We start from the raw sequence: 25,206 nt of genomic DNA, 5'->3' as shown, positions 1-25,206 counted from the left end.
GGCATGAAAAAAGGGCTCCATCAACATGAAGCCCTTAAATACACCATTATCAAGTAGACGTGCTACGAGAGTTTGTGGCTATGTATTTTCCACAGCTTAAACGCGGCAGGTAGAACAACCAAGGTTAATATCAGCGCCGATGCCATGCCACCTATCATTGGCGCAGCAATACGCTGCATGACACTCGACCCCGTTCCGTCACCGTACATAATTGGGATCAAACCAATAATCACAGTGGCCACCGTCATCATAACAGGCCGAACCCTAAGCCCAGCACCTTGCTGGATCGCCATAACTAAGTCAGCTTGAGTGAGTGTAGACTGACTGCCGCGAACCGCTTCTTGCTTAGCTTGCCATGCTTGATTAAGGTAAACCAACATAATCACGCCGATTTCAACCGCCACCCCTGCAAGCGCGATAAAGCCAACGCCTACCGCTATTGAGAAGTTATACCCCAACACATCCATTAACCATACACCGCCGACCATAGCCAAAGGCAAGGTCGCCATAATGATCAATACTTCACCAACACGACGGAAGCTCAAGTAAAGTAACAGCATGATGATAGCAATCGTCGCAGGCACCACCACGCTCAAACGTGCTTTCGCTCGTTCCATATACTCGTACTGCCCAGACCAAGTTAACGAGTAGCCTGCTGGTAGTACGACACTTTCAGCGACTTTCTGTTGTGCCGCTTCCACATACGAACCTAAATCGCGCCCTTCTATATCAATAAAGACCCAGCCGTTAGGACGCGCATTTTCTGTTTTGATCATCGGTGGGCCATCTTCAAACCGAATATCCGCGACATCAGCTAAGGCAATACGCGCACCACTCGCAGTCACTAGTGGCAGGTTTTGTAGCTTCACTAATGAATCACGGTAATGCTGTGGGTAACGCACATTGATGGGATAACGCTCTAACCCTTCAATGGTCTCGCCCACATTCATTCCCCCCACGGCAGTGCTTATCACTTGCTGGATATCTTGAATACTCAATCCATACCGTGCAGCAGCTCGGCGTTTAATATCCATCGTGATATAACGCCCACCAGCGACACGCTCAGCATAAACAGAAGCCGTACCTTCAAGATCGCGCAAGGCATTTTCTAACTGCGTTCCTATTTGCTCGATCGTTTTGAGATCAGGCCCCGCAATTTTAACGCCTATCGGTGTCTTGATCCCCGTCGCTAACATATCAATTCGCGTTTTGATCGGCATTACCCAAGCATTGGTGACACCGGGATACTGAATCAAACTATCTAACTCACGACGCAGGCTTTCTGGAGTTACACCGTCACGCCACTCGCTGCGCGGCTTAAACTGAATGATCGTTTCGATCATGGTTAAAGGCGCGGGATCGGTCGCGGTTTCAGCCCGTCCGATTTTTCCCCATACCGTTTTAACCTCAGGCACGGTTTTGATCAGTCGATCAGTTTGTTGCAGTAGTTCTCGCGCTTTACCAATAGATATCCCCGGATACGTGGTTGGCATGTACATGAGATCGCCTTCATCCAGTGGTGGAATAAACTCACTCCCCATTTTGCTGACGGGGTAATACGCTGACACCATTAGGGCAAAAGCCACCACAATCACGGTTTTAGGAAACCGTAACCCCAGGTTCAAGAGCGGACGATACAAAGCAACTACCGCACGGTTAACGGGGTTCTTATGCTCTGGCAGCACCTTTCCTCGAATAAAATAGCCCATTAAGACAGGCACTAACGTGATCGCGAGCCCCGCCGATGCCGCCATCGCAAATGTTTTTGTGAAGGCCAACGGCGCAAACATTTTGCCTTCTTGCCCTTCTAAAGCAAAAACAGGTACAAAACTTAGCGTTATGATAATCAAGGAGAAAAATAACGGTGTACCCACTTCTTCAGCCGCTTTTCCAATCACTTGCCAACGGTTCTTATCAGTTAATGGTGTGCGCTCGATATGCTTATGAACATTCTCAATCATCACAATGGCACCATCCACCATGGCGCCAATAGCAATTGCGATGCCCCCTAGCGACATGATGTTGGCATTAATTCCCTGCCAATGCATGATAATAAACGCACTGAGGATGCCGATAGGTAAGCTGATCGCAACCACCAAAGACGAGCGTATATGGAACAAAAACAACGCGCACACCAAGGCAACAACAATGAATTCTTCCAGCAATTTTTCATAGAGGTTATCAACAGCACTTTCGATCAGCTCTGAGCGATCATAAGTCGGTACTATCTCGACCCCATCAGGAAGGCTGCGCTGTAATTCTGCCAACTTCGCTTTCACATTTGCGATCACTTCACGGGCATTTTCACCAAAGCGCATCACGATGATGCCACCAACGGCTTCCCCCTCACCGTTGAGTTCTGAAATACCACGGCGCATCTGAGGACCAACTTGAATATCAGCAACCTCACCCAGCAACAGCGGCGTACCACGCTCAGTTACCTTCAACGGAATATTTTTCAAGTCATCAACATCTGAAATATAACCAGTGGCGCGCACCATGTGCTCAGCTTCTGCAACTTCAACCACCGAGGCGCCCGCTTCTTGGTTGCCCGCTTGAATCGCTTTATTCACCTGTTGCAAAGTCAAATCATAAGCACGTAATTTTGCAGGGTCGATCTGTACTTGGTACTGTTTCACCATGCCGCCAACTGTCGCGATTTCAGATACGCCATCGACTGTCTGTAACTCGTATTTCAAGAACCAATCTTGCAAGCTACGCAACTCACTTAAATCATGCTGACCCGATTTATCGGTTAACACATAGCTAAAGACCCAGCCCACCCCCGTCGCATCTGGGCCTAAGGTTGGTTTAGCGTTAGCGGGCAGTTTAGGAGCAACTTGACTTAAATACTCTAAAACACGCGAACGCGCCCAATACATGTCAGTATCATCATTAAAAATGATATACACATAAGAGTCGCCAAAGAAAGAATAGCCACGCACCGTCTCGGCGCCTGGCACCGCGAGCATAGCTGTGGTTAACGGGTAGGTCACCTGATCTTCAACCACCTGAGGCGCCTGACCGGGATAGCTGGTTTTGATGATCACCTGAACATCAGATAAATCAGGAATAGCATCAATGGGGGTTTGTTTTACACTAAAGATACCCGCAACAACCAGAAAGACGGTTGCAACCAAGACCAAAAATCGATTCGCAATCGACCAACGAATAATAGAGGGGATCATTGCTCACCCCCTTGTACCATATCACCATGACCCATTGCTGAATGATCCATCTTCGAGTGGTCCATCGCCGAGTGATCCATATTCTTATGATCCATTGTCGAATGGTTCATCAATGTGTGGTCAACCTCAGACTGGGTCGTATCCGCTTTTTTGATATCGCTTAATACATACTGACCCTGCGCATTTTTCTCGATCAAAAATTCAATCGCATCACCGTTTGCCAGTACGGAAAGATCACTGTTATCTTTTACCGTGAAATTCATGACCATGGCTGGCCAATCCCACTGCGCAATTGGCGCATGATCAACCGTCAACATTTTATGATCACGCATCATGGATTTGATAACCCCATGAGCCGCAATAGCAGGCTGTGTCCACGCCGATGTTGTTGATGCTTTGGTTGCCACTTTTGTGGCTTTCATTGTGGAAATCCGAGATAGATCAGCAGACTGACTCGACTCTGAATCCAATAAAAATTGCGCCGATGTCACCACTCTATCGCTCGCATTCAGCCCCTGTAAGACTTCTGTCACACCACCAGCCTGACGCCCGATCTCAACTCGCGTCGAACGGTATTGTCCCTCGCCTAACGCTAATACCACCCGCGCCATGTTACCTGTACGAATAATGGCATTATCTGGCACCGTCAACACTGAACCTTCACTTTGTGGCTTAAGCGTAATATTGGCAAACATGTTCGGCTTTAACTCACCATTAGGGTTGGGGAATTTTAGTCGTACTTTCACTGTTCGTGTTTTTTCGTCCAGCACTGGATAAATATAATCAACCATGCCTTGCCAGTTTTGGCTCGGCAGTGCATCCACACTCATCTCGGCTTGCGCACCAGATTTGATCCAGTGTGCTTGACGCTCGAACACTTCTGCATCAACCCAAATACTGGTTAAATCACCACCGCTGATCACAGTTTGTTGCGGAGAAAGATACGCCCCTTGACGAATGTTCAAGCTCGCAACAACGCCATCTGCAGGGGCTTTGACCTCTATCTGCTGCATGGCTTTACCACGTTGCAATACTCGCTGAATTTGCTCGCTATCCACCCCTAATACCAACAAACGCTCTTTCGCCCCTTGCACTAAAGCTGCTCGCCCTAATCTTTTGGCATTTAACAGCTCTTCTTGTGCTTTCACTAACTCAGGTGAATAGAGCTCAAACAAGACTTGTCCTTTTACAACCTTATCGCCAATTGCTGCGACGTTTAAAGTTTGAACCCAGCCACTCACGCGGCTATTGATCTGCCACATTTGGCTTTCGTCAAAAGCAACATACCCCACAGTATCAATACGTGGGACTAACTTTTGCTGTTCGACTTGTGCGGTTTTTACCCCTAAATTATTTTCAATAGCGGGTGATATTTCGACTGTACCAGCCACTTTTTCTGTTTTGCTTTCATCCGCATAAACGGGGATCAAGTCCATGCCCATTGGTGATTTACCCGGTTTATCGCGCTTGTATTTCGGATCCATGGGCGCAACCCAATACAAAGGCTCATTTGCACTCAAACCCGTTGCCATCGCATTATGACCTTGACTCTCCTGCGCCCCCGCACCAAAGACACCATGGTGACTCGCGTAATAACCGACTGCACTTCCTACTGCCAGTGACAACACTGCAACTGTTAATGTTTTTTTCATGTTGCCTCTCAGAATTTATTTAATAAGTAAGAAAGCTTGGCGTTCGCTAGCGCAAGATCAGCCTGTAATCGAGCTTGTTCCAATTCCACACTCAAGGCATCACTTGCTGCTCGAATGTACTCATCCAACTGACTGGTATTGTTTTGATAGCCTCGTTCTATGGCTTGAGTTTTCTCTTTGGCATAGCGCAGCAAGCCATTTTGATAGCGATCTAAGCGCTGTTGAAGATTCATGCGGTCATGACGTACAGCCTCCACTTGCGCATTCATTTGCTGGAGAAGTAAGTCACGCTGTGCCTTAGTAGCACCAAGTTGGTGCTGAGCAGAAGAAACCTGTTTGTCTTGGCGGTTTTCAGTAAACAACGGAATATCCATGGTCAAATACACACTCAGTAAATCTGAAGCGGGTTGGCCATTCATACCTGTGGCTTGTCGATTACCGTACATCACCTCGACACCAAACTGAGGTTGGTAAGCTTCATTCGCAATATCAATACTGGTTTCATTGCTCTTAATCAGCGCATCGACCACAGCCACCGAAGGATGCTGTGCTAATGCCGAGTAATAATTAGGCGATGAAGTTTGTGTATCAAGGTAGGCCTGAAGTGCCGACCATTTCGGATAGTGTTTGGGAACTACTGACTGTGCCTGCTCACCTAACCACTCACTCAACTGTGCTTTTATGCGTTGCTGAACTTGCGCGTTGGCATCGAGTTTGTCATCGACTCGCGCAATTTGAAGTTGAGCTTGAATCACATCTTGCGCTTGGTTAACGCCAACACCGTAATTCATACTCAGGTATTGCTCTAGCTCTTTAAACAGCGCCTTATTTTGCTGTAACAGTTGACGAGCATTGCGTTGATATACAGCTTCAATCCATAAGTTGGTCATAGCAAAGCGCACATCTAATGCGCGTACACCCAATTTCTTTCGAATACTATCAGCTTGTTCACGGGTTTGTTGTTGCTTTAACGTTAGCGTGTCACCTCGCCCAAATTGCTGCATCAGACCAACCGAGAGATTAGTCATGGGATCTTTATCCAAGGCAAACGAATCGATAGGTAATCCACCCACACCGAGTTTTAATTTTGGATCCATCCACTGACTGCTAGCCACACCAGCGTCTGTCATCGCATCGGCTTGCGATTGAATTTGTTGTTTTGCGACATCATGTTCTACGGCCCATGTTATCCAATGCGATAAATCGCTACTGGCCATGGCTGGAAATGCAATTGCCTGTAATAACGAGATGCTAATAACACCTGCAAATACACGTTTGTGCATAATCACATCCTTCAATAAGGAGGGTACTTTAACGCTGCTCTTTATATCCAACCGGCCAGTTAACCAATTGTTTTATCAAACAAAAAAACATACATTTACTTATTCAAATGGATGCTTGTGTTTGACGTATAAAACAATCGATAAACATCGACAGATTAATTAAAAAGCACATAAGCGGGTTAACAACGACACAGCATCAACAAAAGCGATCACCGTGCTATTGCAACCAATAGGTTATTGAAAGGCGCTATGCTATCGGAGGGCGAAAGAGGTTATCGGTATGTTTAATTGGAGAACTAAAGGTGCGAATAATAGGGGCATGCGACGTTTGCGCATGTGAAATCGCAGGCAGAGAAGCTGTGATATAAGGGTGGCTTTGACAATGCGTTATATTGCAGCAGCTATCCGGCATATCCATGGCACTGCAACACGAAACATCAGCCTGTTGACTCATACCAGACGCATGGCTTGCCGTCGTACATGAAGAAGTTAAAGAGGCTTGGCTTGCATGATGTGAGTGAGAGCCATGCTGCATGCACTCAGGCACCTGCTTACTCTCTGTCATTGGATCTGACTTAACATCAATCAGAGCACTACCCTGTAGATGATTACCTACCATACCCGACATTTGTTGCTGTGCCAGCACAGGTTGGATGATCAAACTGATGATCACAACCAATGTTGTTGCAGGCAAAGAAAACAAACGCAGTAATATCGGCATCAAACTTCATTAATAACAATAAGAAACCGTAAAAGTGTAAACCTTCCCCTTAGAGGAAGGTCAAGCCTCTCTCAGAAAGAAATGTCGTTTATCAACTATCTTTTCAAAGCGAGCTCATTATTCATTAACGGCCATTTATCTTGATAATCAAACTAAATGCTGCGAATATAGTTTGATTATCAAAATACTTAACAGTCAAAACACTTGGCTATCAAGTAAATCAAAAAACAAACAACATAAGGGTTCAATATGCAGCACCAGCCACATTCACTTGCACCTTGGCAACATAGCCATGACTTTGTAAATCACAATCACAAAGGTGAGCGTCGTACTTACTATGTTTTATTATTGACCATAGTCACTATGCTGGCTGAAATCATTGCAGGTACACTTTATGGATCAATGGCGCTGCTGGCCGATGGTTGGCACATGGGTACACATGCCGCTGCTTTCATGATCACCCTTTTTGCCTACCGCTATGCACGTAAGCATGCCAACACAGATAAATTTGCCTTTGGCGCAGGAAAAGTAAGCGTGTTGGGGGGCTTTACCAGCGCAATAGCGCTAGGGTTAGTAGCACTAATCATGTTAGTTGAATCGGTACACCGTTTATTTTCGCCACAGCAAATCCAATTTAATGAAGCTATCTTTGTCGCTGTGATCGGCCTGATTGTTAACCTAGCCAGTGTATTCCTACTGAAAGATGATCATCACCACGATCACCATAGCCATAGCCATAGCCATAACCACCATGATGCGAATGAACATACTCAGCATAAAGGGCACACGCACCATGATGATCACAATTTAAAGGCTGCTTACTTCCATGTATTGGCCGATGCACTCACCTCACTTCTTGCGATTATCGCTTTATTCTGCGGTAAGTATTTTGGATTCAATTGGATGGACGCTGCTATGGGAGTTGTGGGGGCAGTTATCATCACCCGCTGGGCATACGGATTGATGCTACAAACCAGTCCAATTCTGCTCGATGCTGGTATAGACAATCAGTACCAACGACAAATTATTGAGACACTAGAACAAGACAAAGACACCAAGGTCAGTGATATTCATATTTGGAAAGTCAGTGCCGATCACTACGCTGCGGCTATTGCTGTGGTTACATCAACCCCAGCAGAAGTAACACACTACAAGCAATTACTTCGAAATTTCGATAAACTCAACCACTTAACGATTGAAGTTCAGCAATGCCATCATAATGAGGTGGCCTCGGAATAAAAATGAAAGACATCGAGCAGTTAAACCACACCATTATTGAATTTTACGAAAAGCTATCGTCGTGGGAGCAATCTGTTGTCCGTGATAAGGGTTTTTCCTTACCGCAAGTTCATATTGTGGAAATACTTGGCGCACATGGCGCAATGCGAATGAAAGAACTCGCAGACAAAATTGGCGTTACAACAGGCACGCTGACTGTCCAAGTCGATAAAATGGTCAATGCTGATTTAATCTGCCGACGTCCTCATGAATCCGATCGTCGTTCTATCCTTGTAGAGCTAACTGAGTCTGGCGAAGTGCTGTACCAAGAACATGACCAATTGCATTTGAATCTAACGCAAGACATTACAGCAAAGCTCAGCGATACCGACCGCTTACACATGCTTAAGTGCCTACAAATAATGAACCAAGAGTTTTAAATTCATGCTCAAGCCCATAATTTTTTAGTGTTAATAATAACAAACTAGAAACATGGGCTTGCCATACCTAAAATAAAAACATTAATACACTAAACATTTATTATATTAACCAAGATTAAAAACCATCAAGATGATTTTTAAATCATTAAAAATCAACCATATAAAACAAACATGCTATTTATAACCACTTCAAACAACATCCTACTCTAAACATTCAAAATCTCTTATTATCACCATTAATATTACTGTTAATTCAGATTATTTTTTCTCATTTTACGTTTTCTTTTTTTAAGATATAGTCCCGCCATCTAAGATTATTTGCTCGAAATTCCAGCGACCTCAACAGCCTTTCTGCCGTTGTACGCGAACAACTCTCCTTGCAAATATCTATACACATACTGAAGCAAACAGCCCTTTCTTAGCTGTTTTATTACTGACACTTTTACTGGAGATCACAGTAGTGACAACTACCACTACTCTAGCTCGTCGAAGCAGCACTTTCGTGCCTGTTGCGGGCTTAACTATTTTTGCTATCGCTTCTGGCTACTTGATGAGTCTTATTCCGTTAATTACGAATGAATTTAAGATGAGTCAGGATCTAGTAAGTTGGTTAGCAAGTAGTTATTACTGTGGCCTACTCCTAGGTTCTATTATTGTAGAGCCTATTGTGGTTCGCTTAGGGCACCGTGTTTCATTCGTTGCTTTTTTGAGCTTACTTGCAGCAACCGTGATCATGATGCCTTTGGTGCCATCGCAGCAAGTATGGCTACTTGCGCGTTTCATCGCGGGTATCGCCGTTGCTGGTGTGTTTGTTGTTATTGAATCATGGTTGCTGATCGGTGATAAGAAAGAGCGTGCTAAACGCCTAGGCTTTTACATGACATCATTGTATGGCGGTACAACACTGGGGCAGTTTGGAATTACAGTTATTGGGACTCAAGGTTTCGAACCTTTTATCATGATTCTGGCACTATTGTGTGTAGCAATGCTGCCTCCACTACTGTGCAAACAAGGCCAGCCAACACTTGAGCACCCGCAAAGTTTATCGTTGCAGCAAATCATGCAACTGCGTAAACCAGCGTTGATTGGCTGCCTTGTATCAGGCATTTTAATGGGCTCGATTTACGGTCTAATGCCACTGTCTTTACAGCAAGAAGGCATTGCTAACGAGCAAATCAGCGTACTGATGGCAGCGATCATCTTAGGCGGTATGTTTATTCAGCCGATTGTTAGCTGGCTATCAATCCGCATGAGTAAATCATTATTGATGGCACTAGCTTGTTTGGTGGGGGTCTTTGCGATGGGTATCATTCACTTTGAAACCAGCTTTGCAATGATGATGACAATGCTTGCTCTACTGGGTATGTCGGCGTTTGCGCTTTACCCAATTGCAATTACGCTTGCATGCGATGAACTCGATAGTGCTTTCATTGTTGCGGCAACACAAGTCATGCTATTTAGCTACAGCTTAGGCTCTGCATTAGGACCAATTGTGGCGGATAAATTCATGAAGACGGAAGATGGGTTAACCGCTTTCTTCTTTGTGATTTTACTGGCAACAGCGATTTATATGCTTATTGCGAGTGCAAAACGCAAACCAGAAGTATTGGCGAGCTAAAAATGATTTGATCATTGATAGGGCTGGCATGACAAGCTCCCAAAAAAAGAACGGGCGCGACTTTCGTCGCGCCCTTGGGTCTTACTTGCAGCAATCCGGCTACTATGGTGCTCCCTGCATCATTCCATGATTACGCTGATTCCTTCAGCTTAGTCCTTTATGTCTCTATCCTAGAGATGTCCTACTGATCAATCCTTGACCCGTCGATTCTTCCTGTTTCGACTCTCTTCTCCGTCCTGGAGGTGTCCCTACTTCATCCTGAAGTGTTCCATTTGTCATCCTGACTAGTAAATATCCTATTTACTATATCGATTCCATTCGATTGTCCCTTCACAGTCCTTGTCCGATAAATCATCCTAATCTACCGTCCTCTTCCTGAGGCTACCAAATCCTTGGCCTAGTTCCTGTTCCGTTCCGTCAGTTCCTTCCGACGAGATAAAGATTACGCGATCTAGGATTTGAAGCAATGCTCTTAGATCACATTTTTTCTTTTCCCATTCACTTATTTTAACAACAACACCATAAGGCACTGTTTATAAAGGGAAGTTCTATTATCGAAAGAAATAACATGCAGCATTTTCTGATATAGTCTCACTTGTTTGTAAGAGATCTCTTACACGCATGCAAGCTATTCATCCCAACCGCTGTTAAGGAATAAATAAACGAGAGGAAAACTCACTCCCTCACCACGCCTTACAGACTCCATCGCAAGTATAAAAACATCAACTAAGTGCGACCATAATCAAAAAGAAGCGGTATACAGCATGAAAATGTGTAAATAAAAAAGCCCATAAATCAAGAGCTGTTTATGGGCTTACATAGACAAGTGCCGGACGGTAAAAAGGCTATTTATATATTAATGCGATACCGACTTCGAAAACACATTGATAATGATAGTGCCAGCCATGATCAAACTAATCCCCAAGATGGCAAACTTATCTAAATGCTGACCAGCAAAAAGCCAACTCAGCATAGCCACCAATACAATACCAGCACCACACCAAATCGCATACGCGACTCCAACGGGCATCGTCTTAACAGTAAGGGATAACATAAAAAATGCGATGCCATAACCAACTAAGACTAACAGCGTCAAACCTGGCTTAGTAAATTGCTCTGTTTTAGGTAGGAAGCTAGTCGCGATAACTTCACACACAATCGCGATAGAGAGTGGGACTATTGGCGGTAAAGAAGTGAGTATTGAGAACATAACCTACAAATATGGTTTAATGACAAACCAAGAATACTACGTGATTATTACGAAAAATAAATAACAATCATCATTAAATGTTCTTTAGATCGCAATAAGGCTTTTTTATGGTTATCTCGACGTTTTCAACAAGGTCTTTGTATCACTCACCTTGATAGTAGGACGAAGAAGTATTTATTCATCCCATTCAACAACCTGACCGCTGTCATAAACGCCATCGCTATAGGCTGGTGTAAAATTAATAAATATATTGTTTTTGGCTACAGGTACTTGTTCGATTAAGGTCGAAGCTATCAACTCCAGCATCGAGGCGATTTGTTGTTCCGTATTAAAGTTGGGGGCTATAAGGTCAATCAAAATCGGGTGAGTGTTAATGGGTTGCTGATGAACGGCTTTTCCTCCGTGCACGTAGTGTCCCGCGGGTATGTAATCCCACGTGAGCATAATATGGTGAGGATCTATGTCTGTTGCTGCTGAAACTGCTCTAGAAAGGCTATTCAATACCTGTGGAATCGGCACTTCTTGTTGCGAAAAAGGTAAAGATTTAATTCTTATTAATGGCATATCTTCGCTCCCTAATAGGCTCCCCTGCCGATTAAAACTAAGCAGTAATCGACTACCTGTAATAAATCTTAGCTAAACAACAAATAAACGCCCTATCTTATCTATGAGACAAACAAAAAACGCCAGCCTGCGCTGACGTTTTATTGAAACGATAAGTGTTTATTTGCTCACACGATCTTGATCTAGTCTGTCTCTTTACATTTATCATCGCCACAACAAGGGTTATTCACTCGCTCTGCGCAATTGTAAGGCTCTATGTGAATAATGACATCCACGACTTCGTCTATTTCTTTTAAAATATGGCTTTTGAAATTCTCTGCGATCGTATGAGCATTATCCACCGACATCTCAGGATCCACCAGCAAATGAAAGTCCAATAAAATATTGCTTCCTGTTCGACGGCTTCGAATCGCATGCACTTCACCAATGTCTTTATCACCGGCGGCATAGCGCTGGATTTTTTGTTCAAGTTCGCTATCGGCTTCAGCTTCCGTCAACTCCCAGATCGCAGGCCATAATATTTCAAAGGCTGCTTTTAGAATCATCGCGGTTACAAGTAATGCTGCGACTTGGTCAAGATAGTGCAGATCAGGCAGAACATAATTCGCAATGACCGCAATAGCAACAGGCAACGAACTAAGCGCATCTGAGCGGTGATGCCAAGCATTGGCGTGTAATGCACGGCTGTTGATCTTTTTCGCTTGGATAATTGTCCAACGATAGAGCACTTCTTTAACTAATATAGAGGCAATCGCAGCACCAAAGGCCAACATTCCCGGTGTTGTTGTAGGCTCATGCCCAATACTACTGATTGAATCCCAGCCAATGCCCAGCCCGACGATAGCTAAGATAACGCCTATAAAAATATTTGTTAGCGTTTCAAATCGACCATGACCGTAAGGATGTTCTTTATCAGCAGGAGCAGTCCAATAACGAGAACCAATCAAAATAGCGGTATCAGTAACAAGATCCGAAAAACTGTGGACACCATCGGCAACCAACGCTTGGCTACCTGTGATTTTTCCCACAGTTATTTTAAGGATAGCTAATGCAACGTTAGCTATTGAACCAACCCAAGTGGCTTTCTGAATTATTTTTACTGGCTGCTCTGACATGTGGATTCTCAATTACCTCAATCAACCAATATGATAACGAGGAGCTTAACGAAACACTAGCTTCTGTTTCGCTATCACTTTTTGATAACACTCACAATGTATAGCGTGATCATTCACCATTCCCGTTGCTTGCATAAAGGCATAACAAATGGTTTCACCTACAAACTTGAATCCCTTCTTCTTCAAAAACTTGCTCATCGCTTTCGACGCGTCGGTCGATACAGGTACATCAGACATCGAACGCCACGTATTATTAATAGGTAAACCATCGGTAAATTGCCAAAGTGCAGCAGCCAGCGAGCCATATTCTTTTTGCAAGGCGATTGCCGCTGCTGCATTTGTAAATACAGAGGCAATCTTCCCACGATGTTTGATCACATCATATTGCGCAATAATGGCATCAACATGTTTTTCATCCAACGCTGCGAGTCGTGCCAAATCATAATCTAAAAAAGCACTTTTATAACCATCTCGTTTTTTCAATACCGTTAACCAGCTTAGTCCTGCTTGAGCCCCCTCAAGCGTAATAAATTCAAATAATTGAGTATCATTGACTATGGGTATTCCCCATTCTGTATCATGGTAATGTTTTTCTAGCGGATGATGCTGCGCCCAGCCACAACTATTTACTTCCATTATATTATCCTTAAATTAATGCTTTTTTAATTTATATAATTTTTGAATATAGATAAATCATTTGTTAGTGCCATTTTTTTGACGAACCAATATAGCTTGTCAATATTTTCATACTATAAAGCAACTATTTACATCGTTATTTACAACATGAGTAAATAACAGCTTATAATAAACGACAAAAAACTCCCGTTGCCTTCACATATTGCATAATAAACCATATTTTCATTTGCTAAATTTGCTGGTCGTTCCATAATGTCTAGGAATCAATACTAATATTATTGATGTAAGAAAAAGGATTTTTATGAAAAACATTACCGCCTTCCTCGATCAAATTGAGAAACAGCACCGCTCTGTCGCTTGTTGGGTGTACTCTGAAAACGATAGCTATACTGAAATCGACGGAGGCGGCATTCTCAGCATTAGCAAGCTCCGAAGTACTTTAGACCATCATTTACACATTGTTGTGAAGCCTATTGAATCAACTTCGCTTGATGCCCATTTACTTCTGCCTGAAATATCTATGGTTGTTCCTGTTCAGTTCATAAATGGCAAGGTTTCATCATTCACTGATTTAAATGCAGCCTAAAAACTAGACAACCTATTGCATAGTATTCAAGCAACCCAACCGCATTATAAGTAAAGGGAGTAGTAACTATTACTACTCCCTTTTTCATTTCGTTATTACTTTTTTATAAAAGATAAAACCAGATAACAGATTACATTACTTTTATCTTAAATTTCATAACGTTATTATTTTTATTTGTTTTCAATGTAATTCGAAACCGTTCTTGGGGTTCCATCTTCACACGCTTTTCTTCCTGCTTCGATCCCGTCATTATATTTTTGGCTTCTTTGGGCTAATGTATTATCAATCTCAACAGGTAAACGTCCACTTTGGGAATCATACGTCTTTGAACGGCATCCCTGATTAAAACCATAAAAATATATACTGTTGTATTCAGTTTCGACATCATACTCATCGGGTAAGAATTGATAGTTATCTAACCCCGTATCAATATTATTAACACTACTATTAGTACAACCGACTAGCGACATAACCATCATCCCTGAAGCGAACCACATTAACTTCGATTGTTGCATGACAAGCCCTTACCATTTCAATATGTCCTTTAATTTTATACCAAGAAGGAATTTTCACTATTTAATCTCAATATCAGCAAGCCAGTACACTTTATCGAATAGCTAGAATTAAATGAGAAAGGCAGAAAAAGGATTCAAAAGCAAAAAACCACCCGAAGGTGGCTTTTCTCAATAAATGAAGGAGACTAACGTTCATCCCGGTTAAGAACGGCATTAAAGCGCTCAAAACCTAGCTCTAAATCACGAATTAAATCTTCAGGATCTTCTAGCCCTATATGCAAACGTAACATTGGGCCTGCAAAGTCTTTCTTCTTCGCTGTTCTCAGGTTATTAATATTTTCATTCGCCAAAATAAGGCTTTCAAAGCCTCCCCACGAATACCCCATACTGAAATGCTCCATCCCATCGAGTAGCGCGGTCAGTGCCTCGGTATTTCCCCGGTTAAGCACCAAAGAAAACAAACCATTGGAGCCTTTAAAGTCACGTTTAAAAAACTCATGTCCTTCACAAGACGGTAATGCAGGGTGGCGAACATGATCGACTTCATCACGCTCAGCTAACCAATGCGCGACACGAAGAGCATTTTTTTCATGCTGTTTTAAGCGAACACCTAAGGTTCGCAAACCACGCATAGCTAAATAAACATCATCTGGCGATGTGCATTGCCCCATCAAATAGCTATTTTCACGGAGCTGATCCCAGCAGCGGGCATTCGCTGTCGCCGTTCCCAACATCACATCAGAATGACCCACTACATATTTTGTTGCCGCCTGAACCGAAATATCGACACCATGCTCAAAAGGCTGAAAATTAATTGGCGATGCCCAAGTGTTATCTAACATCACGACAATATCTTGTTCGTGAGCTATACGCGCAAGGGTCGGCACGTCTTGTACTTCCATAGTGATAGAGCACGGCGATTCGAGGAAAAGTACGCTGGTATTGGGCTGAATTAAATCACGAAGTCCTTCGCCTATCATAGGATCGTAGTAGGTTGTTTCGACCCCCATATTCTTCAGGATCTTGTCACAAAAATCGCGGGTTGGCTCATAAGCGCCATCAACCATTAAAATATGATCGCCTGTTTTTACAAACGATAAAATCGCGTTGCTGATTGCCGCTGTCCCACAAGGGTATAAAGCACAACCCACGCCACCTTCTAGCTCCACCATAGCATCTTGAAAAGCAAAATGCGTATTCGTGCCGCGGCGCCCATAAAACAATGACTTATCCATGCGCTTAGACGCAGATTCTTTCATATCAGCCACGCTATCAAACACTATCGTCGATGCGCGACTCACAGGTGGATTAACTAATTTTTGCGTCCACTTTTTTGAACGACCAGCCGTTACAATACTTGTATCTAACGCTTTCTTTTCCATGGATAATTCACTTCCCTATTCATGCAAAGGCACAATTAAACTTACGTTTAACGTTACCATACCCATTAGAATATGAAAGGGAAGATTTCATGGGGTTTCATCCACCAATGATCACAGTGCCGTTGCATATTTTTCAGGCTCATCCTGCGGATTATTCATGGTAGCAGGCGCGACTTGATGTTCTTCGATATCACGTTGCCACACGAGTTCATCACTAATTTCTAAATGAGCACGATAGTTCAAGCAAGCACGCATCACTTCATCTTCGCCGCTCACTTTGGCCGTTAACATGGTGAGTAATAATGCTTTATGGGCGTAATGGCGATGAAGAGTAATAGCTAATGTTGAAGAGCAAGGTTTATCACCTTGTGGGCGTAGCACTTGAAGCGCCTGTTTTTTAGGGTAAATTTGAAATACGTTGTGATTAATGGTTTTTGCTTGTTTGATAGTAGAGCGAATTTCACAACGTGTGATCGGACTATAGCATGCCTCGCAATGCTCACTGCTAACGCCTTTCAAATACGCTTTATGCAAGCTTGTTAACTCACCATCTAGGCTAGGTAAACTTAAAAATATAATGTCTTCATAGTCATCGCCCAAGGTTTGAAAAATACCTCGTGTTTGCGCCACATAACCATGCTCTAGAAGGCAGCTTATCGCTTTTAACCCAGACAGGTATTGCTGCAAGATATCGCGCATCACTTCGCGCCCTTGATGATGTGGCAGCACCATCTCTACACCAGACTCGACAGCGGACGACTTCAATCGCTGCACCTGCATTTCTACATACTGAGTAATTTGGTGATTTAACTTCATGTCTGATTGATACATAGTGCCGTCCTCTACCATGAGTGTTAACTATTAAGCTATAAACACCTTAAAGGCGTATCACTTAGGTAAAGCAATTGTGATGCCTACTTTTTATTACCTCTCTTGCTATTTTTACGGGCATTTACGCTGCAAGATGCACATGATTTTTTTATCTGTCTTAATTTGCGACTCTTATTGCAAATTTGCGGCTCAATTTAACGCTTCGCCAATAGATCAGAAAATCGATAAATAACACGCTCTCTGCCACATTCAGTACACAGGTAAACGGCAGCACCTGTTATCTCGAAATCTGTAGAGCGACGATTAACACGGGTAAAGTGTATTGCACCGCAATGCTTGCATTCCATTATTATCTCTCACTATCAAAGGAGGAAAGAAAAAAGCCAGTCGCACCCTTTCCCCTAACTGCCAAGTCAACAAAAAGGCACGACTAGCTATATCGAGTTACTTAGCCTTAGAGGCGCAAAGGCTAAGAGAAATATCATAAGCAAAAGCAAATATACCCGCACAGCTGGCACTTCGAATGGCAACCCCAGAGATATCAGTACGGCCATCACACTCGGTTATGTAGCAATCTCGACTCCACTGAAGAGTAAGGCCTTGCTTAGCATCATCATGGTTAATCATGATTTGGCTGTAGTCTTCTGAAATATCCACACTGACACAGCCTAAACACTCAAGGCTTTCAATCTCTTTACTAATGGCAAGCGCCAATGGGTATTGCTCAGGTGTTGGCGCATGTGTTTGCTGTTTAACGGTTCTATCATTCATTATTGCTTTACTTATTCAGGATGGTTGGCCATGTGACTAATTAACTGTCAGGAATAATTGGTTAAGCATGACCAACCAAATTCAGTTGAGTTGTGACTAAACTATTTACATTCATTGAATAGCCCCTCGCGATCTGCTTTATAAAACACCTGTGCGTGAATCAAAAACTTACTTATCAAGCACTATCACAGAACACTCATCGCGCTTTAGTTTGCCCTTTACGACCATGGCAGGGCGTACCATTCCTTACCGCTGCAAATCACAAACAAACGGTCGGTCACCGGCTACTCTCTGTGTACATAGCCCGAAACATTGAAGCTTTCACAGGCAGCCCTAACATAAAGGACAGCATCCTTTATGAAGATAAAAAAATAGAACGAAGACCCAAACCACAAATAGAGGACCTCATCCTTTATTTGTATGATACACACCTCCCCTCCTCTTATCAACAGGTTCAATAACGCAAAAAGAACCAATAACTTTTAATGCAATTCACTCATAAATAAAAAAGCGCCTGATGCAAAACATCAGGCGCTATTTCTATACCACTCTTTTGTGAATCGTTAAGTCAATCAGTATTGATTAGACAACACGAAAACGACTCATCGCTTGCTGCAAGTTAACCGCTAACTGACTTAATTCATGACATGCCTGTGTAGTATGGCCAGAGCCTTCCACTACTTCTGCAGAAGATTCATTAATTTTAGTAACACTACGGCCAAGCTCTTCAGTAACAGAATCTTGTTCACTACAAGCACTTGCAATTTGTACGCTCATGTCAGCAATTCGACCTACTGTCGCCTCAATAGACTGAATTTTTTCACCGGTATTTTGGCTTTGCTCCACACAGGAATGGATCAACGAACAACTCTCATTGGTTGCTTCACGCGCTTCATTGGCACTTTTTTGCAGTTTTTCAATAATCGTTATAATTTCACCCGTTGAGTGCTGTGTACGACCCGCAAGCGTTCTGACTTCATCCGCAACAACGGCAAAACCTCGACCTTGATCGCCAGCACGCGCCGCTTCAATGGCTGCATTTAATGCAAGTAAGTTAGTTTGCTCTGCAATATCGCGGATCACATCAACAACCATGCTGATATTTTCAGACTCTTTCACCAACTGCCCAACTAATGCACCCGCATTTTCAATTTCTGCCGATGCACTTTGGATATGTTGAATGGTTTCTGTCACTTCAGCCGCACCTTCAGAGGCTTCAATATTGGCTTCAGAAGCCGATGATGATGCAACTTCCGTATTACTTGCCACTTCTGCAACAGTAGCCTTCATTTGCTCCATAGCGGTAGCAACCATGGTAATTTCATTTTGCTGAACATTCATTCCCGCAGAAGATTGAGCGGCAACCGCACTCACTTCTTCTACCGCAGAACTAAGCTGAGTAACCGCAGCAACAATTTCTTCAATTAAGCTGCGTAAGTTATGCTGCATAGTAATAGTGGTATCTGCTAGCTTACCCAGCTCATCATCACCCATCTCATCACGTTGGATATTATGCGTTAAATTACCGCTAGCAATTGCCTGTGCTTGCGCCATAACAAAGTTTAGCGGTCTGCAAATTTGGCGAGATAAAAAGATATTGCTACCAATCATGAAAGCAACCAAGCCTAGGATGCTTGCGATAGTCATGTTCACCACACTTGCAATGCTCGCAAGCATTGAGGTTCGGTTAGTCGCAACGAAGCTAAGGTTCATCTCTAGTAGCTCATCCATTGCAGCTTCGAGCGCAGTAAACTCTTCAAATGTACCCGCTAAAATGGGTTGTGCTGCACTGATATCACCTCGACCAGCCGCTTCATTAAAACCATTTAATGAATATTGGTAACTCCGCCATGTCGACATAACACGATCAAAAACGCGCTGTTCATCTGCAGAAGCGACCGTTGCACCATAATCAGCAAACTTTTTTGCTACAGCTTCGTGTTGTTGGTCTGCTTTCGCTATACGCGAGCGGATATCACTTAGGTCTGTGTAAGTTAAAATGGCATATTGAGTACGGCGTGCATACGACAGCTCAAACAGCATGTCTTCAACGCTCAGCACACTTGGCAATGTTGAATCGGTAAAGTTAACCACACCATTGCGAACCGTATTTAGCTCACTATTAATAAATAAGCCGAAACCGATTAAAACTAAAACGATGGCTGAAAAGACACTGGCAATTTTTTTACCAATGGATAAATTGCGAAAAGTAAGCACTCGAAAGACCTTATTTATATACATATAAGTATTTACTAGCAGGCTTAAAAAGAAATACCTCGTCATGAATTATGCTTTCATGTTGGTGAGGTTTTATATGCTGATTTTATCTCGTTAAGAAAAAGGCTAAACATCAACCCTTTAGTCTCTTCGTCATCAAATCAGGTAATGGTTCTTCTCTTGCATCTGTAAAATACCCCCATGAAACTCATAAGCGTCAATACCTAACCAGTTGTTAAGCAACAAGTGGTATTTTTATAAAATAAGAGGTTAACCCAAAAGATAACACCTACAAATGGGTCAGGATCACCCCAAATACGAGATTTATTACCTAAAACGTTATTACAATAAACGCCACAGCCTTCCTTTTAAAAAGAAACAATATGATTTAACAACAAACAAAAACGGGCCACATCCTGTGACCCGCTTGTAATTATGACGACCGATTAAGGCTCTTCACTAATAGGTTTTGGCATATAGTGTTCAGGTTTTAAGCCTAGATACTCAGGTAACGTAGTACCCACTGAAATAGACGACCAAGTACCCGTTACGATACCAATGAACATGGCAATCGAGAAACCTTGTAGTGGCCCACCACCTAGTAGCCATAGAGCACTTACCGTAATCAACGTGGTACCTGACGTTACCATAGTACGAGAGATCGTTGCTGCAATAGCCTGATTATTTGTGGTTTCTGTATCTTGATTTGGTTTAGAAATCAATAACTCACGGATCCGATCAGCAATAATGATTGAGTCATTTAAGGAGTAACCTAAAATCGCCAGTACCGCAGCCAATACTGTTAAGTTAAATTCCATTTGTGTTGCAGCGAAAAAGCCCAATACGAAGACAACATCGTGTAATAACGCAAATAATGAACCCGCAGCCAAGCGCCATTCAAAACGGTAGCTTAGGTAGCCTAGGATACACAGCATGGCAACCAAAATAGCCATGCCGCCTTGGTTAGCCAATTCAGCCCCTACTTGTGGACCGACGATAGAGGTATTCAGCACTTGAACTTGGCTATGCAATGGTGCAAGGATGGTGCTGACATCTTGCAGCGCTTGCCCTGCTTCTGGTGCAGCATAGCGCAGTACCCAACGGCCAGGCTCACTGGCAGAAATCACAGCCACATCTTGCTTCATTGCCGCATTCATCAAAGGTGCGATTTCACTGCTGGTAATCTCTGGTTTAATCTGGATTTCAGTAACCACACCTCCCGTAAAGTCTAGCCCCCAGTTTAGTCCTTTCACTGCAATCATAGAGATCGACAGCACCATGAGTAACACTGACACCATACTGGTACGGTAACGCCACTTGGTTGCATTTTTCATATTAATAAACATAGTGTTAAATCCTTACTTCGCGGCGAGAGTCACGGCCCCACACCAGATTAATCATGGCGCGTGAGGCAAAAATACCTGTAAACATACTGGTGAGTAGGCCAAGGCCTAGTGTTAGAGCAAAGCCTTGGATAGGCCCATTACCCACAGAATAAAGCACAACCGCAGTGATCATTGTGGTGAAGTTCGCATCGAAAATCGTACCAAAAGCACTATCAAAACCGCGATCTATGGCTTGAGCCATGCTACGCCCTTCTCGCAACTTATCTTTAATACGCTCGAATATCAGCACGTTGGTATCTACCGCCATACCCACAGTCAGTACTAAACCAGCAATACCAGGCAGCGTCAGTACCGCACCAGGGATCAGTGCCAACAGACCAAATAGCATAATCATGTTAGAAACAAGTGCGATATTGGCAACCCAACCCAAACGACGGTACCAACACGCCATAAATAGCAGTGTAATCCCTAAGCCAAGCCCTAGTGCAGCAAAACCATTTTCAATATTTTCAGCACCCAATGTAGGACCAATGGTGCGTTCTTCAACAATGGTCACAGGTGCAGTTAATGAACCTGCACGAAGTAATAATGCAAGCTCTTGCGCATCTTGAAGAGAACCAGCACCGGTTATGCGGAAGCGATTACCCAACTGAGACTGGATAGTTGCAACACTGATAATTTCATTACTTTGGCTTGCCTTACCATTTTCATCACGGCTGTATTCACTGTAAGACGTTGCCATTGGCTTACCAATGTGAGTTCGTGAAAACTCAGACATGATTTTGCCACCAGTGCTATCTAACGTAATGTTAACTTCAGGCATGCCCATTTCACCTAGGCTACCGCGGGCATCAACAATGTGATCGCCACCTAGCACAGGTTTACGTGCAACACGCACTGGACGGCCATCTTTATCGTTAACCACCATGGTGCTGCCTGTACCCGCTTCTTTTACTTCATAGAAAGCAAGGCTAGCCGTCGCGCCAATAACATTTTTAGCGGCAGCAGGATCTTGGACACCTGGAAGTTCAATACGAATACGGTGTTCACCCTGACGCTGTACTAAGGCTTCAGTAATACCTAACTCTTCAATACGACTGCGCATTGTTTGCAGGTTTTGTTGCACAGTTAAATTACGAAGCTGTGTTTGTTCGCTTTCTTTCATTGTGATGTAAAGACCATCACCTTTACTGCTTCGCACTTGCCATTGTGGATATTGTTTACTGATGAACTTACGAACAGCGCTATTCGCATCTGAATTCGGGAGACTTACAGCTAACATATCACTCTGCGTTTGCGTCATAGAGGTAGAACGAATGCCTTCTTTGCGCAATTGAAGACGAAGCTCATCAGCGAGTTGCTCAGTTTGTGCGCTGAATACTTGGTCTATATCAACATCGAGCAAGAATTGCACCCCACCACGTAAGTCCAGCCCCAATTTAATTGGTGCAAAGCCCATTGACTGCAACCACATAGGGGCCGCTGGTTCTAGAGCCAACGCAACTTGAGAGCCGTCTTTCACCATAGTCGATAGCACGGCTTTCGCATGTGCTTGTTGAGTTTCATCATTTAGCACCACTATGGTTTTGTGACTGCTTTGGTCAATACGCTTAGTGGTAATACCTTGCTCAGCAAGTGCCTGCTGTAGCGCGAGTGGTGTCGAAGTCAGCCCTGCTTTCGCTCCGATTTGAACGGCGGCATTCTCACCGTACCACGTTGGAATCGCACTCAATGCCATCACACATAGGGTGGCAATTAATACAACATACTTCCATGCAGAGTAATGGTTCAGTATGCGCGGCTTGTTTCTTTGACCAGTTCTTAGACTAGATTTTGGGTTAGTTCTTTGATTCATTTTATAAACGCCAAGTCTCACACGGCAGATGCCTCATTACGCCCAAAAGGCACAACTACACGCAATCTGAGTGTTAAAAACACAGAGATAACTTCATAACAAGCAAGTGATCAGAGTTTTAGTGGCATAAAAGACAACAAGAATAAGCAGGTGATGTGTAAGTACACCGCTCACACTGTCTTTGTTGATCCAGTAATGCCGAAGAAGAAACTTAGGCGGCTATCAGGCGATGCTGATATTGGGTATAGGTAAGGTTAGATTCTTTCCAGCCAGAAAGCCGTGAAGACGATGAAACGTGAGTCAGCATCCAATCCACAGAAGGGCTGATTTCAGCTTGATAACCAATCACAAAGAATTGTGAAGGCGCAATCGGCAATTCATGAGCCAATTGATAGCTTGGTTGAATATTTTCAGGATCATCACGCAGCATACTGCTATAGCGTGAGGTATACATCATGCCAAGGTGGAAACGATGAATATCATCGGTATGCGACCCTTTTTCAGGTTGCTGATGATTCACTTTTAACGTTCGTTTAAACAGACATTGCAACTGGGGAAAGTGGGCTGCCGTATCGAGTGCTTGCATTGAATGCTGCGCAGAAAGTGAATCGTGCACCTGCTGTGAATAATGCAATGAGGTTGCTGCAGGTATTTGAGGCGTACGCATATCGTCTGCATGTGCGAATGATCCCGCACCCAGACAAAACACCACCATCAATACACGTAAAAACGTAGTCAGCATAGTCTTTGCATTATTATTTAGAGTCACAGCATCATAGAGTTCGACACTCTTTGTTACAAGCAATTATTTGAACAAGATCGGTCGTTGCGTCAATTAGGATGCAATATGTACTCACGACACACTCCCACGCTGACCTATCTATTCAAAAAAGACACGATATCTCCTTTTTACCCTCTTAATTAATACAGCACGTAAACCAAGCATAGAAGCTTCCAATCTAACAATAACCACCTCTTTTTGGCATCAAGTGATTAGGTTTATATCCATGCGAGTTCTCCTTATCATGGCAATTCAACATAAGGTCGCCATGCACGGATAATGTTTGAATCCCATCTCTACGCTCGCTATATTGCCTTAACAAAAATCAAAATAAGGGAAGTTTGCGCTATGGCAACACATAAAATCGCCTTCATTGGTCTAGGAACTATGGGCTTTCCAATGGCAGGACATTTAGCCAATGCTGGGCATGATGTAACCGTATATAACCGAACTACAGCAACCGCTGAACGCTGGCTAACACAATACAAAGGTTCACATGCACTTTCGCCTGCAGAAGCTGCACAAGATGCTGAATTTATCTTCACTTGTGTTGGCAACGACGACGACGTACGCCAAGTTTACATGGGGGAAACTGGTATTCTAACCACGGCGCAGGCTGATGCAATCCTGATCGATAATACAACAGCATCAGCAGAAGTTGCTCGTGAAGTCGCCGCTGCCGCTTTAACTGCCAATACACAATTTTTAGATGCTCCAGTTTCTGGTGGTGAAGCTGGCGCAGTCAATGGTTGCCTAACCGTCATGGTTGGCGGTAATGCTAAGACATTTGAAAAAGCACAACCTGTAATGGATTGTTTTGCAAAAGCCACAACCCTGATGGGGGATGTTGGCTACGGTCAAATAACCAAAATGGCTAACCAACTTTGTATTGCGGGTGTTTTACAAGGCCTTTCTGAAGCGATTACCCTCGCAAAATCCGCAGGGCTCGATATAGCACAAATGACGGAAGTGCTAAAGCATGGCGCTGCAGGATCTTGGCAATTAGAAAATCGTGCAGCGACCATGGCCAATAACGATTTCGATTTTGGTTTTGCCATTGATTGGATGCGTAAAGACTTAAGCATCTGTTTTGATGCAGCAGACAAACTCGGTGTTGACCTTCCTCTGGCGAAACAAGTCGATGAACGCTATGCCTCATTACAGCAACGTGGTTACAGCCGTGCAGATACATCAGTATTGATCAAACAGTTTGATGACGAAGCGCGTTAATTAAAGGCTGTCGCTAAGTAAGGAGGGCAATAGCATGATTATTGCCC

21 protein-coding genes are annotated in these 25,206 nt (G+C 43.5%); 5 read left to right on the top strand and 16 right to left on the bottom strand.

All coding sequences use genetic code 11. The annotated features are described in order from the left end of the window. Positions 1 to 62 precede the first annotated feature (62 nt). The 4 genes from OCU77_RS24340 to OCU77_RS24325 form a co-directional block, all read right to left on the bottom strand. Complete coding sequence (locus tag OCU77_RS24340; RefSeq protein ID WP_048899325.1) at positions 63 to 3,188, bottom strand: efflux RND transporter permease subunit; 3,126 nt, start codon at positions 3,186 to 3,188, stop codon at positions 63 to 65. After that, complete coding sequence (locus tag OCU77_RS24335) at positions 3,185 to 4,840, bottom strand: efflux RND transporter periplasmic adaptor subunit (protein WP_084711803.1); 1,656 nt, start codon at positions 4,838 to 4,840, stop codon at positions 3,185 to 3,187. Before OCU77_RS24335 ends, OCU77_RS24340 begins: the two co-directional genes overlap by 4 nt. A gap of 8 nt (positions 4,841 to 4,848) precedes the next feature. Further along, positions 4,849 to 6,123 (bottom strand): TolC family protein, encoded by a 1,275-nt coding sequence (locus OCU77_RS24330; protein WP_107302929.1) that lies wholly within the window; start codon positions 6,121 to 6,123, stop codon positions 4,849 to 4,851. 247 nt (positions 6,124 to 6,370) lie between these two features. After that, complete coding sequence (locus OCU77_RS24325; protein ID WP_048899324.1) at positions 6,371 to 6,844, bottom strand: hypothetical protein; 474 nt, start codon at positions 6,842 to 6,844, stop codon at positions 6,371 to 6,373. Positions 6,845 to 7,093: 249 nt separating this feature from the next. Between OCU77_RS24325 and dmeF the strand changes: the two genes are divergently transcribed. From dmeF to OCU77_RS24310, 3 genes are all read left to right on the top strand, one after another. Then, on the top strand, positions 7,094 to 8,083 hold the full coding sequence (gene dmeF / locus OCU77_RS24320; RefSeq protein WP_107302928.1) for a CDF family Co(II)/Ni(II) efflux transporter DmeF: 990 nt from the start codon (positions 7,094 to 7,096) through the stop codon (positions 8,081 to 8,083). Between the two features lie 2 nt (positions 8,084 to 8,085). Next, positions 8,086 to 8,502, top strand: coding sequence for a MarR family winged helix-turn-helix transcriptional regulator (locus OCU77_RS24315; protein ID WP_048899322.1), 417 nt, complete (start codon positions 8,086 to 8,088; stop codon positions 8,500 to 8,502). 460 nt (positions 8,503 to 8,962) lie between these two features. After that, positions 8,963 to 10,120, top strand: coding sequence for an MFS transporter (locus tag OCU77_RS24310; protein ID WP_048899321.1), 1,158 nt, complete (start codon positions 8,963 to 8,965; stop codon positions 10,118 to 10,120). An 856-nt stretch (positions 10,121 to 10,976) separates the two neighbouring features. On the opposite strand, the gene OCU77_RS24305 is transcribed toward OCU77_RS24310, so the two are convergent. The 4 genes from OCU77_RS24305 to OCU77_RS24290 all read right to left on the bottom strand — a co-directional run bounded on the left by OCU77_RS24305 (position 10,977) and on the right by OCU77_RS24290 (position 13,645). After that, on the bottom strand, positions 10,977 to 11,330 hold the full coding sequence (locus OCU77_RS24305; protein WP_048899320.1) for a DMT family transporter: 354 nt from the start codon (positions 11,328 to 11,330) through the stop codon (positions 10,977 to 10,979). 174 nt (positions 11,331 to 11,504) lie between these two features. Beyond that, a complete protein-coding gene (locus tag OCU77_RS24300) occupies positions 11,505 to 11,894 on the bottom strand; it encodes a hypothetical protein (RefSeq protein WP_048899319.1) in 390 nt (129 codons plus the stop codon). 182 nt (positions 11,895 to 12,076) lie between these two features. Then, the gene (locus OCU77_RS24295) at positions 12,077 to 13,009 is read right to left on the bottom strand and encodes a cation diffusion facilitator family transporter (RefSeq protein WP_107302927.1); all 933 of its coding nucleotides are present in this window, start codon (positions 13,007 to 13,009) and stop codon (positions 12,077 to 12,079) included. A 45-nt stretch (positions 13,010 to 13,054) separates the two neighbouring features. Beyond that, positions 13,055 to 13,645 (bottom strand): DNA-3-methyladenine glycosylase I, encoded by a 591-nt coding sequence (locus OCU77_RS24290; protein WP_048899318.1) that lies wholly within the window; start codon positions 13,643 to 13,645, stop codon positions 13,055 to 13,057. A gap of 301 nt (positions 13,646 to 13,946) precedes the next feature. Here OCU77_RS24290 and OCU77_RS24285 point away from each other — a divergent pair, with 301 nt between their 5' ends. Beyond that, a complete protein-coding gene (locus OCU77_RS24285; RefSeq protein ID WP_048899317.1) occupies positions 13,947 to 14,231 on the top strand; it encodes a hypothetical protein in 285 nt (94 codons plus the stop codon). A gap of 170 nt (positions 14,232 to 14,401) precedes the next feature. Here the strand turns inward: OCU77_RS24285 and OCU77_RS24280 are convergent, their stop codons facing one another. The 8 genes from OCU77_RS24280 to OCU77_RS24245 all read right to left on the bottom strand — a co-directional run bounded on the left by OCU77_RS24280 (position 14,402) and on the right by OCU77_RS24245 (position 23,890). After that, complete coding sequence (locus tag OCU77_RS24280; protein ID WP_048899316.1) at positions 14,402 to 14,746, bottom strand: hypothetical protein; 345 nt, start codon at positions 14,744 to 14,746, stop codon at positions 14,402 to 14,404. A gap of 185 nt (positions 14,747 to 14,931) precedes the next feature. Then, the gene (locus OCU77_RS24275; protein ID WP_048899315.1) at positions 14,932 to 16,128 is read right to left on the bottom strand and encodes a cystathionine beta-lyase; all 1,197 of its coding nucleotides are present in this window, start codon (positions 16,126 to 16,128) and stop codon (positions 14,932 to 14,934) included. 111 nt (positions 16,129 to 16,239) lie between these two features. Further along, positions 16,240 to 16,959: a hypothetical protein gene (locus OCU77_RS24270; RefSeq protein ID WP_107302926.1), complete on the bottom strand. Its 720-nt coding sequence runs from the start codon at positions 16,957 to 16,959 to the stop codon at positions 16,240 to 16,242. A gap of 444 nt (positions 16,960 to 17,403) precedes the next feature. Next, entirely contained in the window at positions 17,404 to 17,730 is a 327-nt protein-coding gene (locus tag OCU77_RS24265; protein WP_048899312.1) for a hypothetical protein, read from the bottom strand. 582 nt (positions 17,731 to 18,312) lie between these two features. Then, complete coding sequence (locus OCU77_RS24260) at positions 18,313 to 19,947, bottom strand: methyl-accepting chemotaxis protein (protein WP_239686003.1); 1,635 nt, start codon at positions 19,945 to 19,947, stop codon at positions 18,313 to 18,315. A 446-nt stretch (positions 19,948 to 20,393) separates the two neighbouring features. After that, on the bottom strand, positions 20,394 to 21,293 hold the full coding sequence (secF, locus tag OCU77_RS24255; protein WP_048899310.1) for a protein translocase subunit SecF: 900 nt from the start codon (positions 21,291 to 21,293) through the stop codon (positions 20,394 to 20,396). A 4-nt stretch (positions 21,294 to 21,297) separates the two neighbouring features. Continuing rightward, positions 21,298 to 23,148, bottom strand: a complete 1,851-nt coding sequence (gene secD, locus OCU77_RS24250) for a protein translocase subunit SecD (RefSeq protein ID WP_107302925.1) — start codon at positions 23,146 to 23,148, stop codon at positions 21,298 to 21,300. A gap of 211 nt (positions 23,149 to 23,359) precedes the next feature. Beyond that, positions 23,360 to 23,890 (bottom strand): hypothetical protein, encoded by a 531-nt coding sequence (locus OCU77_RS24245; protein WP_048899309.1) that lies wholly within the window; start codon positions 23,888 to 23,890, stop codon positions 23,360 to 23,362. Positions 23,891 to 24,277: 387 nt separating this feature from the next. Here OCU77_RS24245 and OCU77_RS24240 point away from each other — a divergent pair, with 387 nt between their 5' ends. After that, entirely contained in the window at positions 24,278 to 25,159 is an 882-nt protein-coding gene (locus OCU77_RS24240; protein ID WP_048899308.1) for an NAD(P)-dependent oxidoreductase, read from the top strand. Positions 25,160 to 25,206 lie beyond the last annotated feature (47 nt).

Source organism: Photobacterium swingsii (assembly GCF_024346715.1).
Taxonomy (GTDB): Bacteria; Pseudomonadota; Gammaproteobacteria; order Enterobacterales; family Vibrionaceae; genus Photobacterium; species Photobacterium swingsii.
This window is presented reverse-complemented; position numbering and strand designations above follow the sequence as displayed.

Bases quoted from the DNA above. Each gene is read 5' to 3' on its own strand.
- OCU77_RS24240 (WP_048899308.1), top strand. From the start codon at position 24,278: ATGGCAACACATAAAATCGCCTTCATTGGTCTAGGAACTATGGGCTTT.
- OCU77_RS24325 (WP_048899324.1), bottom strand. From the start codon at position 6,844: ATGCCGATATTACTGCGTTTGTTTTCTTTGCCTGCAACAACATTGGTT.
- OCU77_RS24285 (WP_048899317.1), top strand. From the start codon at position 13,947: ATGAAAAACATTACCGCCTTCCTCGATCAAATTGAGAAACAGCACCGC.
- OCU77_RS24300 (WP_048899319.1), bottom strand. From the start codon at position 11,894: ATGCCATTAATAAGAATTAAATCTTTACCTTTTTCGCAACAAGAAGTG.
- OCU77_RS24265 (WP_048899312.1), bottom strand. From the start codon at position 17,730: ATGAATGATAGAACCGTTAAACAGCAAACACATGCGCCAACACCTGAG.
- OCU77_RS24270 (WP_107302926.1), bottom strand. From the start codon at position 16,959: ATGTATCAATCAGACATGAAGTTAAATCACCAAATTACTCAGTATGTA.
- OCU77_RS24335 (WP_084711803.1), bottom strand. From the start codon at position 4,840: ATGAAAAAAACATTAACAGTTGCAGTGTTGTCACTGGCAGTAGGAAGT.
- OCU77_RS24330 (WP_107302929.1), bottom strand. From the start codon at position 6,123: ATGCACAAACGTGTATTTGCAGGTGTTATTAGCATCTCGTTATTACAG.
- dmeF (WP_107302928.1), top strand. From the start codon at position 7,094: ATGCAGCACCAGCCACATTCACTTGCACCTTGGCAACATAGCCATGAC.
- secF (WP_048899310.1), bottom strand. From the start codon at position 21,293: ATGTTTATTAATATGAAAAATGCAACCAAGTGGCGTTACCGTACCAGT.
- OCU77_RS24245 (WP_048899309.1), bottom strand. From the start codon at position 23,890: ATGCTGACTACGTTTTTACGTGTATTGATGGTGGTGTTTTGTCTGGGT.
- OCU77_RS24290 (WP_048899318.1), bottom strand. From the start codon at position 13,645: ATGGAAGTAAATAGTTGTGGCTGGGCGCAGCATCATCCGCTAGAAAAA.
- secD (WP_107302925.1), bottom strand. From the start codon at position 23,148: ATGAATCAAAGAACTAACCCAAAATCTAGTCTAAGAACTGGTCAAAGA.
- OCU77_RS24315 (WP_048899322.1), top strand. From the start codon at position 8,086: ATGAAAGACATCGAGCAGTTAAACCACACCATTATTGAATTTTACGAA.
- OCU77_RS24275 (WP_048899315.1), bottom strand. From the start codon at position 16,128: ATGGAAAAGAAAGCGTTAGATACAAGTATTGTAACGGCTGGTCGTTCA.
- OCU77_RS24340 (WP_048899325.1), bottom strand. From the start codon at position 3,188: ATGATCCCCTCTATTATTCGTTGGTCGATTGCGAATCGATTTTTGGTC.
- OCU77_RS24305 (WP_048899320.1), bottom strand. From the start codon at position 11,330: ATGTTCTCAATACTCACTTCTTTACCGCCAATAGTCCCACTCTCTATC.
- OCU77_RS24295 (WP_107302927.1), bottom strand. From the start codon at position 13,009: ATGTCAGAGCAGCCAGTAAAAATAATTCAGAAAGCCACTTGGGTTGGT.
- OCU77_RS24280 (WP_048899316.1), bottom strand. From the start codon at position 14,746: ATGCAACAATCGAAGTTAATGTGGTTCGCTTCAGGGATGATGGTTATG.